This is a genomic window from Sphingomonas caseinilytica (assembly GCF_023516455.1).
In the GTDB taxonomy this organism is placed as follows: Bacteria; Pseudomonadota; Alphaproteobacteria; order Sphingomonadales; family Sphingomonadaceae; genus Sphingomicrobium; species Sphingomicrobium caseinilyticum.
The window spans coordinates 954,254-968,069 of the sequence record NZ_JAMGBA010000001.1 but is presented as its reverse complement, the minus strand read 5'-3'; the positions used below and the strand labels follow the sequence as shown (position 1 = coordinate 968,069).

Here is a 13,816-nt window from a genome sequence, read left to right as displayed (position 1 = left end):
CAGTTCGTGGTAATTAGGTCGCTCGTCGAGCAAGGGGCAGGTCCGATGAGCGCCGATGATGAGCGCGCCTTCCATCTGGAACGCGCCGCGCAATGCCGAAAGATGGCCGAAGAAGCTTCGGATCCCGCGGTTCAGCGCCTGCATGAGCAGCTGGCGGAATTCCATGAAGCCGAGGCCAATCGCGAGCTGACAGAGCTGGCCGAGCTGGCAGCGAACGAGGACGAACTCTGATCAGCTTTCCGGCGGCTGGTTTCGGGCCGCGCGGTGGATATCCCTTCGATCCTGCTGGTGCGACATAAAGCGCACGCCCATTCCAAGGATGGAAAGCGACATTCCAAGTAGGACGGCAACAGCGTGCCATGTGGGCTCGGCCGGACTCGGCCAGGCGACAATTCCCAGGAAAACCACACTGGCCGACGACATCAGATAGCCAAGCCCCTTCAGATCCATCCGATAAGCTCCACTCATTGCACCAGAGCTTGATACGCATGGCGTTGGAACTGGTGCCATCAGGTGCCCGTTCAGGCCCCAACCCCAGTCAAGGAGTTAGGGAAATGGCGGAATCAAAAGGGCAGGATGCGGTAGCGCTGTTGAAGCAGGATCACCGCACCGTCGAAGAACTATTCTCGCAATTCGAAAAGGCCAGTGGAGATGGCCGGAAGCAGAAGCTGGCGGAGCGAATCTGCCTGGAGCTTTCAGTTCATGCGACCATCGAGGAGGAGATTTTCTATCCGGCATGTGACGGCAAGGTCGAAGAGGATCTCCTGAAGGAGGCCTATGTCGAGCATGACGGGGCCAAGCTGCTGATCGCGGAAATAGTGGCCGGAGAGCCCAGCGACGAATTCTACGACAGCAAGGTCAAGGTGCTCCAGGAACAGATCGAGCACCATGTCGAGGAAGAGGAAAAGCGCTTGGAGGGCCTTTTCTCGCAGGCGAGGAAGGCCGGCCTCGACATGGACGCGCTGGGGGCCGAGCTGGCCACGCGAAAGCAGGAGCTGACCTCAGAATATCAGGCGAACGGTATTCCGAAGCCTAAGCTCACAACAATGGAGCAGGCTTCGGTTTAATCGCCGTTCATAAATGGCTGATTTCGGCCTTTTCCGAAACAAATTCGGGCTTAGGTCGTTCTTCTCACAGATGCGGCCGGTTCATTCCGGCCCGCGTCGGCGCTTGCGCTCCCAATGCCAAAGGCCGGATCGATCCAAATGAATGGGTTTGGTGGCCGATGTAAGCGCGTCTCGGTTGCTGTGTAAAAGTTGCGTCACGCGTGGAGGCCTGGGCGGCACGTTCGCCCAGGCCTTTCCTTGCCGCCGAAGGCCCGGCCTAATCCTCGATCAGGTGACGATGCTCGGGCGGGACCAGGTCCTGTTCTTCCGGATGCTTCTTCAGATAGGCGCGGAAGAAGGGACAGATCGGGATGACCTTCAGGCCGCGCTCCCGTGCTGCGGCCAGCCCGGCCTTGATCAGCATGGTTCCGAGGCCCTGGCCGCCATGACTTTCCGGCACGACCGTATGGTAGAAGCGGATCGCGCCCGGCAGCAGGTTGTACTTGGCATAGGCGAATTCGCCGTCACCCAGGTCGATCTCGAACTGGTTCCGATCTGGGTTGTCGCGGACTTCTGAAGGATTGGACATGGCGCAGCACTAGCATGTCCAGCCGCCGGCGAAACAGCCTGCGGCGCGGATGCCAAAGGCCGCCGGCCGAGCCGGCAGCCTTCGGTACCGCAACTCAGCTACTTGGACTTCTTGCCGCCTCCTTGAGCAAAGGGTCGGGCCTGCCCAAGCGTCCGATCAAGCGCCTCCCGCGATTTTGCCAGGGCTACCGATGCGCCCTTCTGGGCGATGTCGAAGATCTTTTCCGGCTTCATTTTCGCCAGCTTCTTAGGATCTTCATGGGCCAGGGACTCCGATACGGCGACGAGCGCACCGCCCAGCACGGCATCGAGTATCGGGCTCAGGTCGACCAACGGGAAGGCATCCGGATCGTCGCTTACGGGGTTCTTCACAGGCGGATCCGGATCGATCGGCACCCATGGGTCGATGAACTCGCGCCATTCGACTTCGATCAGGTCGATGACAATCTGGATCGACTGGCAACGTCCGGCATATCGGCCGAGCACGTCGCGGGCATGCATGCCGATGAGTGAAAGCACCCGTGGCGACAGCCGATCCAGACCGACGCTACGGCCGGTCAGGACGGCTTCGAGCACGCGATCCTTCAAGGCCAAGGTCACCAATATTCCGGTCCTTAGACATGAAATGGTTGCCGGCCGGCTGAGCCAGAGCATCAGGTTCCGGTAATATGCCTTGATCTCTTCGAACGCGGCCTGGCCGGCGGCCGATGCCAGGAACCCGATGGCCCAACGATCAGGCGGTTCCACGCCGTCTATGCCAATCAGATTGACGTTGACGAAGTGATGCCAGGTCGCATCCGTGACCACACGTCCCACACGAGATCGATGTCCGTCGTAAGCGCAGATGCCCGGGAAAGACTGTGCAGTCGTCGGCGATTTGCCGCCTGAAGTCCGGCCCGCGGCTACGCTGTTCCAGGAGATGATCTCCGGGACTGGCCGAGTGCCGCCGGGTACCGCCGGAGGATATTCGGGGACGTCCGCCCCACTTACCTTGATCGTCCCGGTCAGCTTGCCGGGAGTCCTGCATTGTCCTTCGTGGGGATGGTCCGGCATGACGCGGATGACGCCGTTCGAGCCGCACAGCAGTGGATGCGGATAGCGATAGCGGAACAGGCCCGTCCAACGGGTATAGAGCAATGGCGTGATGCGCTGGGGAATGTCGTCCGACTGATCGTCGAAAAAGTTGCTGCCGGCGTTGAAGACATTGGTGTCGTTGCGCCGGGGTCCGCTCATGGACACATCGTCTGTAGCCGGATCCGTGCTCGGGAAACTGTCCCAATAGCGCATGTTCCTCGCGCGGGAGACCTTGGAACACATGGCGAAGCCCAGCTTGCCGTGATCGCCCGTGGCAAAAAGGCCGCCACCGCCATTCTGAAAGGCGCTGAGAATGTCGATTTCGGAGTCATCCAGGGTTCCGCCGGACCGGATCGAACTGGGATAGAAATCGTCAATTCCAAACAGGAATACGGCGTCGAATTGCGCCGGATTGAAATGGCCGGAGTTGTCGAACCGGAAATTGTCGATCCGCCTCACGATCCGTGTCTCGGAAAGAAGACTCGGGTCGTTGTGAAACGAGGTCCACGGGCCGATGTTCGCAAGCGTGATCCTGACTTGCCCCCACAAGGAGGTGTCGAGAAGGATTTTGACGAATGTACCGAGCCCGAAATCCGCCGTTGGCGAAAAGCTGAGACCGTCGGTTACCAACAATAGGTCGACCGAACATCGTCTCCAGAAGATGGGCAGGTCGAGTTTTGCAAGATCGAGCGCCGTAATTCGCTCGTCCAGCAGTCGACGGTTCGCAGGCGATAAGTGAGATAGGCTAATCGTATCCATCGGGTGCTCCTGTGGATTGCAGCAAAGCCGCAGCCGGTCCGAGCACCCGACTCGTCGGGCGAATGAATATTATCACCGCTTAAAGAAAATTAACATGGATTATATATGTTAATTGGAAATTTAGTCGCCTACTTATGTCTAGGAGCCGAACAACTTCCTCAAGAACACCGTTTCTACTTCGCGGCGAAGGTCGTTGTTGTGCTTCTTCAGGAAGCCATGGCCCTCATCGGAGTAGACGACATACCATGCCTCGACGCCGTTGCCGCGGATCCCGGCGACGACCTGGTCGCTTTCGGACTTGGGCACGCGTGGATCGTTGGCGCCTTGCATGACCAGCATCGGCTTCTTGATCTTGGTCACATTGGCGAGCGGATTTATGCGCTTGAACACCTCGCGCATCGCCGGTTCGCGTTCGTCGCCATATTCGGCGCGACGATTGTCGCGGCGATAGGCCTCGGTGTTGTTGAGGAAGGTGATGAAGTCGCTGATCCCGTAGCGCTCGACGCCGCCGACCAGCCGGTCGGAATAATGGGTCATGACCGCGAGGCTCATATAGCCGCCATATGACTGGCCATAGACCGCGACTTTCTCCTTATCGAGGTTCGGCTGGGTAGCGATCCAGTCGAGCAACGCGCCGATATCCTTGACGCTGTCCTCGCGCTTCGGACCGTTATCCAGGTTGAGGTAGCGCGTTCCATAGCCATCGCTTCCCCGCACATTGGTCAGGATGACAGTTGCACCGATCGCATTGGCCATCTGCTGCGAGATGGGGTTCCAGCGCGGGCGGGTCTGCGATTCCGGGCCGCCGTGGATGTCGATCACGACGGGCGTCTTGGCATCGGCCGGAAGTCCCGCCGGACGATAGACGAAGGCGGGCACGGAAAGGCCGTCGAACGATTTGAAGCGGATCAGCTGCGGTTCGGACAGGCTGGCCGGATCGATCGGTCCAAGCTCCGAACTGGTCCAGCGCGTGATAGTGCCGTTGTTGGCCAAGTCCGCGACCCAGACATCGCCCGCCGATTTGGCGGTCGACAGGCTGATCGCCAGCTTGCCTCCGTCGGGCGAGAAATTGAGGCCTGTCAGCACCCCGTCCGGAAGCCCGGTGATCGGCGAGCGCCGGCCGCTGGCCTGGTCGTAAAGCCAGATCCGGGAATAGCCGTCTTCATTGACGACATAGGCGTACGTCGTGCCGTTATCGGCGATGTCATAGACTTCGACGTCCCATTTGAGATCGGCCGGCGAGATAGGGTTTCGCTTGCCGGTGGCGACGTCGATGTCGACCAGCCGCCGGACGTCACTGCCAAGGTCGGTGATCGCGACAATGCCGGCGCCGTTGCGGGCAAAACGGGCGCTTTCGTAGCGTGCCGGCTTGTCAGACGACCATGGAAGTTCTGTTGCCTGGCCACTGGCGAGATCAAGCACCGACAGGCGCGTTTCCCGGTTGGAAATGCCGCGTTCCAGCAGGGCTTTTCCCTTGTCCGAACTGACATCGGCCACGCCGATCGCGCCGGTGCCCTGATAAGCGACGCGCCGCGAGGCGGGATTGGCGGGATCGGCGGTCAGGATCGCATAATCGCCCGAGCCCTTGATCGCCCGCGACCAGGCCAGCAGTTTGCCATCCTTGCTGAAGGCGTATGCCTGGTTGCGGGTGCCCGGCTCGGTCAACTGGACCGCCTGCCCGGCTAGGCCCATCGTATAGAGCTGAAACCATTCGTCGCCGCCCGTATCCCGCTGGAACAGGATGCGATCGGTGCCGGGAATCGTCTCGGCGTCGGCGATCGGCTCATCGAAGAATGTGATCTGGGTTCGGTCGGCGCCAGGCGCGGCGACGCGATGGATTTGATTGGTCGCGCCGAAACGGGTTGTGATCAGCATCGAACCGTCCGGCAGCCAGTCACGGAAAATCGCCTCGCGATAATTCTGATAGCGCTGCACGGATTCCTTCACCTCGGCAGGAATCTCCGGGACATTCTCAAGGGTCGCCGTACCAACCTGGCGGGTGGGGACGGGTGACTGGGCGAAGGTGGCGGTGGAGGCGAGCAGCGAGGCGAGAAGCAGGCTGCGCAGGGCAATGGACATCAAGGACTCCGACAAAAGCAATTCGGAGCCGTCATAGGAAAGGAAATGGCGCGGGGGGAAGGCCTAACCGCAGGCCTTCCCCATATCGCTAAAATTGCCGTTCGTGTCGGTCGATACCGCTAGGCCCTGCGCGGCCTCAAGACACGGTAGAGGATCAGGAGCACGATGGCGCCGACGGTGGCGATCACGATGTTCATGAAATTGCCGCCACCGATTCCGAGCGAGCTGGCGGCGAACCCGCCGAGCAGGCCACCCGCAATTCCGATCAATATGGTGACGATGATTCCGCCCGGATCGTCACCGGGCATAATCCATTTGGCGAGCACGCCGGCAATCAAGCCGACGACGATCCAACCGATGATTCCATATTCCATATCGAGCTCCTTGCGAGACTTCGCGCGGGAAAAATGGCGCACGCCCCCTGTTTTTCGGGCCACACAGTTGTGCAATCGACCATGTTTTCCGGCCATCGGGACAAGTCCTGACGATACCTGAGGCGGCGGTGTTGGCGTTTGCCGCCCCCCATTGCGAACCTGGCTGGGCATTGCGAAGATGTGCCATGCACCTGCTCTTGCCCCTTCTTCTTTTGGAAGCTGCCGCGCAGCCGGCCACTGGTCGCACGCCAGAAGAAATTGCCTGCGACAACCCCGCCGACAGTGACGGCCGGCCCTTTAATCTTTGCGTCGAGGAAACCCGGTTCAACCGGATACAAGCAGAGCTCGATGCGCAATTGAAGCTGACGCTTGCTAGCGTCGAAGAGCGCAAGGGATCGGCGGTCGCCGAGGCACTGCGCAACAGTCAGCAGGCGTGGGTCAATCGGCGCGAGAGCGAATGTCAGGCCTTTGCGGCGACCATGCCTGTGACCCAAAGCGGGCGGAGTTACGCGAGTTGCCAGGCGCGAATGACGGAAGTGCGCATTGCCGAGCTTAAGCTTGCTGCGCAGCCAGTCTCGGCCTCGCCACTTCCCTTCACTTTAAAAGAGATTGGCCCGGGCGTTTATGCCGCCATCGACGGGCCGGAACGGAAAGCGCTTTCCAACGCCGGTTTCGTCATTGGCGACGATGGCGTTCTGGTGATCGACAGCTTGTTCACGCCCGAAGCGGCACAGGCGCTGGTCGCGGAAATCCGTCGCATCACGCCCAAGCCGATCAAGTATGCCGTCAACACTCACTACCACGCCGACCATACCGGCGGGGACCAGGTGCTGCGCGATGCGGGCGCGATCATCATCGCCCACAAGAATGTGCGAGGCTGGGTCAGGACCAACAACATCAACCTGTTTGGCGACCGCCTCACATGGGAGTTGAAGGCGCGGGTCGAGAGCTTGCCGTTACCGGACGTCACGACCGACAAGGATCTCACCATCTGGCTGGGTTCGCGCAAGGCCGTGGTGAGCACTGTGTTGGGTCATACCGGCGGCGATCTGGTGGTGTCCGTCCCGGACGCGAAGGTGCTGTTTACCGGGGACATGCTTTGGCGAAAGGTCGCCCCAAATCTGATCGACGGTTCGGTCGAGGAGTGGAGCGCGACTGCCGCCGATTTCGTAAGCGGTGCCGATGCCCCGCAAACTCGCTACGTGCCCGGCCATGGTGATGTCGCGGACGCCAAGGATGTCGAGGAATTCCGGGCATACCTGCTTGAGCTGAGGCGGCTGGTTGGCGAGGGACAGAAGGCGGCTCTGAAGGACGACGCGCTGGTCCAGCATGTCGCGCCAAAGATGCGGGCGCGCTTCGCCGATTGGGCGATCAGCGACCGGTCGATCGCAGCCGAGGTCCGCTACATGAACGATGAACTGGCGGGGACGAAGAAGCGCCCGGTTCCAGAGCCGGACTGAGTCTTCCCGGCAACACATTTGAATCATTATCTTTTGTTTAGATTTTCACCGAGTCTTCGTGGCTTGGCGGTGATATATTCCAAGGCGGGCGAGTGATCGCTCGCATGAGGGGGAATTGTCATGCATTACGAAGATACAGGCGCCAAGAAGACGCAATTGATCGCGCTTCTGATGACCGCATTGCTCGTTGGAGGTGCCATCTTCTACGTGATGTAGAGTTTGGGCCCCGGCCTTCGCCGGGGAACTGTCGCGTCGTGGTCAGGGCAGCGAGACGAAGCTGTCCAGGACGCGCTTGCGTCCGGCCTTCTCGAACTCGATCTCGAGCTTGTTGCCCTCGATCGCCTCGATCGTGCCGTAGCCGAACTTTCCGTGGAATACGCGCTGGCCGACCGACAGGTCGTCGCGGCCCTTATTGCCCAGGCTGACCGCGGACGCTCTGGCTTCGACGATCCGCTGAGGTTGCGTGCTGAAGCTTCCGCCGGCGGCGCGCTGCCAGCCGGGCCCGCGCGAGGGCCGCGCGACATGGGCGAAGGGATCGGAGCGCTCGCTCCACTGCGCCCGCCACAGGCTTTCGCCGCCCGACATGGTCGTCTCTTCCTCGATATGATCGCGGGGAAGCTCGCCGACGAAGCGCGAAGGAATGCTGCTGGTCCACTGGCCGTAGATACGGCGGTTGGCCGCATGGAGGATGGTTGCCTGGCGCCGCGCACGGGTGATCGCGACATAGGCAAGGCGGCGCTCCTCCTCGAGGCTGGCGAGGCCGCCTTCGTCGAGCGAGCGCTGCGACGGGAAGACGCCTTCTTCCCAGCCAGCGAGGTAGACGATCGGGAATTCGAGGCCCTTGGCGGCGTGGATGGTCATGATCGTCACGCGGTCGCCCTGCGCCTTCGAGTCATTGTCCATGACAAGCGACACATGCTCGAGGAAGGCGCCGAGCGTTTCATACTCCTCCATCGCGCGGGTAAGCTCGGCGAGGTTTTCGAGGCGGCCTGCTGCTTCGGCGCTGCGTTCGGCCTGTAGCATCGCCGTGTAGCCGCTCTCGTCGAGCAGGATGCGGGCCAATTCCGGGTGCGGGATCTCGCCGGCCATCTGCCGCCAGCGGGCGACGTCGGCGACGAAGCGCGCGAGACTGTTGCGGGCGCGGGATTGAAGCTCATCGGAATCGAGCATCGACGCGGCGGCGAGGAGCAGCGGCTGCTGGCTCGCGCGTGCGTGCGCGTGAATTGAAGCGAGCGCCTTGTCGCCGAGGCCGCGCTTGGGCTGGTTGACGATGCGGTCGAAGGCGAGGTCGTCGGCCGGCTGAGCGATCAGGCGGAGATAGGCGAGGGCGTCGCGGATTTCTGCCCGCTCGTAGAAGCGGAAGCCGCCGACGATCTGATAGGCGAGGCCGATCGCGATGAAGCGCTCTTCGAACTCGCGGGTCTGGAACTGGGCCCGGACCAGGATGGCGCAGTCATCGAGCGAGCCGCCGCTGCGCATATGCGCTTCCATCTCCTCGCCGATGCGGCGTGCCTCTTCCGGCCCGTCCCACACGCCGATGACGCGGACGCGGTCGCCCTCATTGACCTCGGTCCACAAGGTCTTGCCGAGCCGGCCCGCGTTATGCGCGATAAGTCCGGTCGCGGCCGCGAGGATGTGCGGGGTGGAGCGGTAATTCTGCTCAAGCCGAACGATCTTCGCGCCGGGAAAGTCCTTCTCGAAGCGCAGGATGTTGGCGACCTCGGCGCCACGCCACGAATAGATGGACTGGTCGTCGTCGCCGACGCAGCAGAGGTTGCGGCGCGGTTCGGCTAGCAGCTTCAGCCAGTCATATTGGGATGCGTTGGTGTCCTGATATTCGTCGACGAGGATATATTTGAAGCGGTCGCGATAGGCCTCCAGCACGTCGGCGTGCGTGCGGAAGATGGTCAGCATGTGCAGCAAAAGGTCGCCGAAGTCGCAGGCGTTTAAGGCGCGCAAGCGATCCTGATAGGCCGCGTATAGCTCCTGGCCCCGGCCATTGGCGAAAGCTTCCGAGTCCGCCGCACTGATCTGGGAGGGCGTCAGGCCGCGGTTCTTCCATTGGTCGATGACGCTCGCGAGCTGCCGCGCTGGCCAACGCTTCTCGTCCAGGTTGGAGGCGCTGATCAGCTGCTTGAGCAGGCGCAGCTGGTCGTCGGTATCGAGGATGGTGAAGTTGGACTGAAGCCCGACCAGCTCGGCGTGAGAGCGGAGCATCTTCGCGCCGGTGGCGTGAAAGGTGCCGAGCCAGGGCATGCCTTCGACCGCGCCGCCGGTGATCGCGGATACCCGCTCCCGCATTTCCCGCGCCGCCTTGTTGGTGAAGGTGACGGCCAGGATCTGGCTAGGCCAGGCTTTGCGGGTCGCGATCAGGTGGGCTAGCCGCGCCGTCAGCGCTGCGGTCTTTCCCGTCCCCGCACCCGCCAGAACCAGCACCGGTCCTTCCGTCGTCAGCACGGCTTCGCGCTGGGGAGGGTTTAGACCGGCAAGATAAGGCGGTTCAGCGGCAGGGACGTAGGATTCGGACACGGCCTCGACCTAGAGTTGAGCAAGCGGAACGGCAACATACGGGGTGGCCGTTCGGCTCCGACTATGGCATGCGCAGCAATGGAACAAAAGGAGATCAAAATGCCGAAGGGTCAGTGCCACTGCGGAGCGGTGCATTATGAAATGCCGGCGGACACGGTCCACAAGGCGATTTGCCATTGCAGCGATTGTCGCCGCCACGCCGGTGCGCCGATGGTCGCCTGGGGCCTGGTCAACAAGGAAGCGTTGAAGGTCGATGGCGAGACCAAGGAATATGCCTCGTCCGCGAACGGCCGGCGTCACTTCTGCCCGAACTGCGGTACCGCGCTCTTCTATACCAATGACGTGATCTTCCCCGGGCTGATCGACGTCCAGATCGCTACCCTGGATAACCCCGACGAAATTTCCCCCGATGTCCAGATCCAGACGGCCGAGCGGATCGGCTGGATGGAGGGCATCGAGCGGATGCCGGAATTCGAACGCTATCCCGGCTGAGGACTCGGCGAGGCTTGCACTGAGCTCCGCGTCGGCTATTGGGCGCGGCGACTCGCGATGTTGGGTGGAGTCCCGGCGCGATTCTCCCGACTTATGCGCGATATCCCCGTTATCCACAGGCAAAGACTCGCATTTTTCGCTTTCCCGACTCGGAAAAGCTTGGCAGGTTCAAGTTGTGATCGGGACGGAAGTTCCCGCCTCACCGGAAGGCCGGAAACGGAAAGAAGGTGCGGCAGGTGACGGAAGGACCGATCTCCACCGGATGGCGATGAGGAGAGCTTCGGCTCAAGTCGGACCACCGGAAGAGGCGCCGGAAGAGTTGGCAATGCCTCTGGCAGTTCGCGGTTTCCCCCTGGGAGGCAAGCGACGCGGAGGTGCTGACCCAAGAAGGGCCGCAGAAGGTCTCTGAACCTACCTTCGGGTAGGACCAGAAACTGGAAGCGACGCCTGAGCTGGTGAGCCAGGATCGAGTAGCGGAGGGTCTTCGGACCGTCAGGCTAGCGAACACCGGCGGATCTGAGCTCGGCGCAGATGGGGGCTGGCAGCGATGCCGGCCCCCATTTCTATTGTGGGAACTGCACCCACCTACGCTCGGCTCTCCAAGCGATCTGACACCCTAAAATCGCACTCGGATTGGCTACCGCTGGTCGAACAGTTCGGCCGCGTATCGACCGCAGTTCGCCCTGCCGTCCTGCAATGCTAGGCTGTCAAAATATTAAGCAGGGGGGCGAGTCGCATGCGGAATGGACTCTTGGCGGTTGGGCTGACGCTTGGAATGGTTGCAGGCGCAAACGCCGAAGCACCCAAGCGGATCGGCGCTGACGCTTCCCCAATCTCCACGTCTGTTTCGGTCCCGCCCGGCGGTAGGCTGGTCTATATCAGTGGCACCGTCCCGGACGCCATCGACACAAACGCGCCGGAGGGTTCGACGGCACGCTTCGGCGATACCGAGGCCCAGACCCGGTCGGTCTTGAAGAAGGTCGAAGCAGCGCTCGTCGCGCAGGGCCTGGGCCTGGGCGACGTCGTGATGATGCGCGTCTTCCTGGTCGCGCCGCCCGGACAGCGGATGGACTTCGCCGGAATGATGAAGGCGTACCGCGACTTCTTCGGAACGGCGAAGCAGCCGAACAAGCCGGCGCGATCGACGATGCAGGTCGCCGGTCTGGTCGATCCGGGCTGGCTGGTCGAAATCGAGGTAACTGCCGCCAAATAATCGAACGCAAAACAGGAGGGGGCTCCATGGTGCTGACGCGTCGCGCATTGCTTACGCAACTGGGGGTTGTCGGCGGCGCCGGCGCGGTCTTCATGGGAATGGAGGCACTTGGCCTGGCGCATTCGACGCCAGCAATGGCCGAGAATTTCGAGCTTCCGGCCGGCAGCGGCAAAGGGAAGTCGGTCGTCATCCTGGGCGCCGGAATTGCCGGACTGGTCGCGGCTTATGAGCTTGATCGCGCGGGTTACGACGTGACCGTCCTTGAAGCCCGGGACCGCGTGGGGGGGCGCGTCTGGACGGTTCGTGGCGGCGACAAGATCGTCCAGACGGGCAGGACGGACCAGCACGCCACATTCGATCAAGGGCTCTACTTCAATGCCGGCGCCGCGCGCATTCCGTCGACGCACCGGGTCATCCTTGGCTATGCACGCAAGTTCGGCGTCAAGCTGGAAAGCTTCGTCAACGACAATCGCGGCGCAGGCTGGGATTTCGGCGGGCATGTCCGGCCCGAACGGCGCATGGTGTATGACCTTCATGGCCGGGTGTCAGAGCTTCTGGCCAAGGCGATCGACCAGAAGGCGCTCGACCAGGCAATGCCGAAAGGTGAGTTGGAGGCGTTCCGCCAGTTCCTGCAGTTCTACGGCTTCCTTGATGACAAGGGCGCTTATGCCCAGGCGTCGTTCGCGTCCGGCTTTGCATCGGAGCCCGGCGGTTACGCGCATGCTCCGACACAGCTTCCCGCGCTGACATTGAAGGAATTGCTGCCCAACCGGGCGATCGGGTTCCCCTATTTCTTCCAGAGCATCAACGACATGCAGCCGACCATGCTGCAGCCGGTTGGCGGAATGGATGCGATCGCCCGTGCGATCCATGCCCAGGTCAAGCCGCGGGTGACGCTCAATTCGCCGGTGACCGCGATCCGGCGGATCGGGGAGCGGGTCAGGATCGAACATGGCCCGGGGAACCGGACGACCGAGGCCGATTTCGCCATCGTAACCCTGCCCGCCAACTTGCTGGAGCGCATTCCGAACGATTTCTCGGCCCCCAAGAAGGCAGCGCTCAAGGGCATCAATTATTTGCCAAGCGTAAAGGTAGCGTTCGAGGCCCCACGCTTCTGGGAAACGGACAACGACCTGTTCGGAGGTCTCGCCTGGACCGACCGGCTCAATGAGAATGTCATCTATCCATCCGACGGTTTCATGTCGCCGAAGGGGGTGCTGGTGGCGGCCTATGTCGCGGGCTGGACCAATCAGGACAATCCGCAGCGCTTCGCCGCGCTAAGCGATGCGGAGCGATTCCGCGTCAGCAAGGAAAGCATCGAGGCGCTGCACCCCGGAAAGTCGCAACTGCTGAGCAAAGGCGTGACGGTGGGTTGGGGACTGGTGCCTTATTCCGAAGGGGTCGGCGCCCTATGGAATGAAGGCCCGGGCGGAGCGCGGGGCCAGCAATATGCCGAGCTTCTGAAGCCCGAAGGCCCGATTTACTTTGCTGGCGAACATCTCTCCTATGTCGGCCTGTGGCAGGAAGGGGCTGCACTGTCGGCGCATGAGGCAATCAAGCTCCTTCAGGCACGGGTCGCCGATCAAGGAGAGACGAGGAATGATCGCATCGTTCGAACGGCTGGCTAACCGGGTTGCGACGGCGGCGGGACGGCCTCGCGCCTTCCTGATCGCCCTTGCCGTCGTTGTCACCTGGGGGCTGAGCGGCCCGCTGTTCCACTGGTCGGACACGTGGCAACTGGTGATCAACACCGGCACGACCATCGTCACCTTCCTGATGGTGTTCCTGATCCAGAACGCCCAGAACCGTGACGGCGCGGCGATCCAGGCCAAGCTCGACGAACTGATCCGCGCGGTCAGCCATGCTCGCAACGAATTCATCGGGATCGAGCATCTGACCGAGGTGGAGCTGGATGAGATCCGGTCGGCGCTGGAAACAGCGACGGGCGACGAACCCAGCCGCCATGCCGCAATCGTCCGGCTGATCGGAAGGCGGGGCTGACAGGGAATAAAAAGGAGGCGGCGGTGCTGGCCGGCCCGCCGCCTCGCACCCCGCCGGGAACGATCAGATCGGCAGGGCCATAAATTGCAAACGCTTCGATCGTTACGGAGATGCACGGTTCGGCCCGAAAGCTTGTTAATTCGTCGACTCCATTGCGCCATCGCGGCGAATTTCCGCGCCTCGTTTTTGCCCACTGGCGGA

14 protein-coding genes are annotated in these 13,816 nt (G+C 61.9%); 8 read left to right on the top strand and 6 right to left on the bottom strand.

Going from position 1 to position 13,816, the window contains the following annotated elements; all coding sequences use genetic code 11:
- Positions 1-45 precede the first annotated feature (45 nt).
- Complete coding sequence (locus tag LZ496_RS04885; RefSeq protein WP_249903460.1) at positions 46-231, top strand: hypothetical protein; 186 nt, start codon at positions 46-48, stop codon at positions 229-231.
- Here LZ496_RS04885 and LZ496_RS04880 read toward each other — a convergent pair whose 3' ends face one another.
- Positions 232-450, bottom strand: coding sequence for a hypothetical protein (locus LZ496_RS04880; RefSeq protein ID WP_249903459.1), 219 nt, complete (start codon positions 448-450; stop codon positions 232-234).
- A gap of 104 nt (positions 451-554) precedes the next feature.
- On the opposite strand from LZ496_RS04880, the gene LZ496_RS04875 reads away from it, so the two are divergent.
- Complete coding sequence (locus LZ496_RS04875) at positions 555-1,067, top strand: hemerythrin domain-containing protein (protein ID WP_249903458.1); 513 nt, start codon at positions 555-557, stop codon at positions 1,065-1,067.
- Between the two features lie 256 nt (positions 1,068-1,323).
- On the opposite strand, the gene LZ496_RS04870 is transcribed toward LZ496_RS04875, so the two are convergent.
- The 4 genes from LZ496_RS04870 to LZ496_RS04855 form a co-directional block, all read right to left on the bottom strand.
- Positions 1,324-1,635: a GNAT family N-acetyltransferase gene (locus LZ496_RS04870; protein ID WP_249903457.1), complete on the bottom strand. Its 312-nt coding sequence runs from the start codon at positions 1,633-1,635 to the stop codon at positions 1,324-1,326.
- A 98-nt stretch (positions 1,636-1,733) separates the two neighbouring features.
- On the bottom strand, positions 1,734-3,467 hold the full coding sequence (locus LZ496_RS04865) for a hypothetical protein (RefSeq protein ID WP_249903456.1): 1,734 nt from the start codon (positions 3,465-3,467) through the stop codon (positions 1,734-1,736).
- Between the two features lie 138 nt (positions 3,468-3,605).
- Complete coding sequence (locus LZ496_RS04860) at positions 3,606-5,546, bottom strand: S9 family peptidase (RefSeq protein ID WP_249903455.1); 1,941 nt, start codon at positions 5,544-5,546, stop codon at positions 3,606-3,608.
- Between the two features lie 119 nt (positions 5,547-5,665).
- A complete protein-coding gene (locus LZ496_RS04855) occupies positions 5,666-5,920 on the bottom strand; it encodes a GlsB/YeaQ/YmgE family stress response membrane protein (RefSeq protein ID WP_249903454.1) in 255 nt (84 codons plus the stop codon).
- A gap of 185 nt (positions 5,921-6,105) precedes the next feature.
- Between LZ496_RS04855 and LZ496_RS04850 the strand changes: the two genes are divergently transcribed.
- The gene (locus LZ496_RS04850; protein WP_249903453.1) at positions 6,106-7,380 is read left to right on the top strand and encodes an MBL fold metallo-hydrolase; all 1,275 of its coding nucleotides are present in this window, start codon (positions 6,106-6,108) and stop codon (positions 7,378-7,380) included.
- A gap of 120 nt (positions 7,381-7,500) precedes the next feature.
- Positions 7,501-7,596: an LPXTG cell wall anchor domain-containing protein gene (locus LZ496_RS04845; RefSeq protein WP_249903452.1), complete on the top strand. Its 96-nt coding sequence runs from the start codon at positions 7,501-7,503 to the stop codon at positions 7,594-7,596.
- A 42-nt stretch (positions 7,597-7,638) separates the two neighbouring features.
- On the opposite strand, the gene LZ496_RS04840 is transcribed toward LZ496_RS04845, so the two are convergent.
- The gene (locus LZ496_RS04840; RefSeq protein ID WP_249903451.1) at positions 7,639-9,909 is read right to left on the bottom strand and encodes an ATP-dependent helicase; all 2,271 of its coding nucleotides are present in this window, start codon (positions 9,907-9,909) and stop codon (positions 7,639-7,641) included.
- A gap of 99 nt (positions 9,910-10,008) precedes the next feature.
- On the opposite strand from LZ496_RS04840, the gene LZ496_RS04835 reads away from it, so the two are divergent.
- The 4 genes from LZ496_RS04835 to LZ496_RS04820 all read left to right on the top strand — a co-directional run bounded on the left by LZ496_RS04835 (position 10,009) and on the right by LZ496_RS04820 (position 13,615).
- Positions 10,009-10,401 carry a GFA family protein gene (locus tag LZ496_RS04835; protein ID WP_249903450.1) on the top strand — a complete coding sequence of 131 codons (393 nt, stop codon included), beginning with the start codon at positions 10,009-10,011 and terminating at the stop codon, positions 10,399-10,401.
- Between the two features lie 736 nt (positions 10,402-11,137).
- Complete coding sequence (locus tag LZ496_RS04830) at positions 11,138-11,614, top strand: RidA family protein (RefSeq protein WP_249903449.1); 477 nt, start codon at positions 11,138-11,140, stop codon at positions 11,612-11,614.
- Between the two features lie 26 nt (positions 11,615-11,640).
- The gene (locus LZ496_RS04825; RefSeq protein ID WP_283937877.1) at positions 11,641-13,242 is read left to right on the top strand and encodes a flavin monoamine oxidase family protein; all 1,602 of its coding nucleotides are present in this window, start codon (positions 11,641-11,643) and stop codon (positions 13,240-13,242) included.
- Positions 13,214-13,615, top strand: coding sequence for a low affinity iron permease family protein (locus LZ496_RS04820; RefSeq protein ID WP_249903448.1), 402 nt, complete (start codon positions 13,214-13,216; stop codon positions 13,613-13,615). Before LZ496_RS04825 ends, LZ496_RS04820 begins: the two co-directional genes overlap by 29 nt.
- Positions 13,616-13,816: the final 201 nt, after the last annotated feature.